The following is a 1,184-nucleotide window of genomic DNA, read 5'->3' as shown; positions in this document are numbered from 1 at the left end:
ACAGGATGAACGGCGACCAGAACGTTCTGCGGTTCTGCTCGTATCGCCGCGCGGCGGATGATCACGACGGCGTCGCGGACCGAGGTCTTGCCGGGCTTGCGCGAGGGCGCCTGCGCCGCCAGATCGGCGATCAGCCGGGCCTGTGTGGCGATCGTGCCCTGGCGCAGCAAAGACGCGAGCGACAAGGTCTGCCCGAGAGTGGACTCGATCGCGTTGAGCAGCCGCACTGCCATCAGCGAACTGCCGCCGAGGGCGAAGAAGTCGTCGTTGACGCCCGGCTGTTCGATACCGAGCAGCTCTTCCCACAGCGACGACAGGGCGGCCTCGGTCTCGTCGCGCGGCAGGATCTTCTCCGTGCCCGCGCGCTGCAGCGCGGATGCCTGCTCTTGAAGGACGGCGCGATCGATCTTCCCGTTGGCGGTCACCGGGATCTGGTCGATCTCGACCAGCAGGCCCGGCACCATGTAGTGAGGCAGCAGGTCACCGAGGTGTTGGCGGATCGAGGCTTCGATGGCCGCACCCTCCTTTGCCGCGCGCGGATCGCGCACGAAGAACGCCAGCAACTGCGGCTGGTTGTTTTCACCGGCGCTCCTGACCAGCGACGCCGCGCTGCGCACGCCGGGGCACCGCTCGAGCATCGCATCGATCTCGCCCAGCTCGATACGGTGCCCGAAGATCTTGACCTGGGTGTCGCTGCGCCCCAGGAATTCGAGACGGCCATCGGCCTGATAGCGGCCGAGATCGCCTGTGCGGTACAGGCGTTCCCCGGTGGCGGGGTGCGCGATGAAGCTGTTACGGGTTCGTTCGGGATCCCTGTAATAGCTCTGGGCGAGGCCGATGCCGCCGATGTACAGGTTTCCGGTGGCCCAGGCCGGCTGCGGTTGCAAGGCGTCGTCCAGCACGTGGAAGCTCTGGTTCGAAAGCGGCCAGCCGTAGGGAATGCTGCGCCATCTCGGGTCGACGTGGTCGATGACGAAATAGTTCGACCAGATCGACGCTTCCGTGGCGCCGCCGAGACCGACGAGGGCTGCGCGCGGCGCGACACACGCCACGCGGCCCGGCAAGGACACCGGTATCCAGTCGCCGCTCAGCATGATGAGCCGCAAGCTCGACAAGACCTCCGGCGCCCGGGCGACCGAATACTCGAGTTGCATTTCCAGCAGGGCGGGCACGCTGTTCCAGAC

At 66.9% G+C, this 1,184-nt stretch carries 1 protein-coding gene; it reads right to left on the bottom strand.

Going from position 1 to position 1,184, the window contains the following annotated elements:
• Window positions 1-1,172, bottom strand: a 1,172-nt coding sequence (locus tag AWB67_RS38230) for a non-ribosomal peptide synthetase (RefSeq protein ID WP_235025614.1), incomplete at its 3' end; no start/stop codon positions are given.
• Window positions 1,173-1,184 lie beyond the last annotated feature (12 nt).

This window comes from Caballeronia terrestris (assembly GCF_001544515.1).
Lineage (GTDB): Bacteria > Pseudomonadota > Gammaproteobacteria > Burkholderiales > Burkholderiaceae > Caballeronia > Caballeronia terrestris.
Note: the sequence above shows the minus strand (reverse complement) of the source record. Positions and strands in the feature narration are given on the sequence as shown.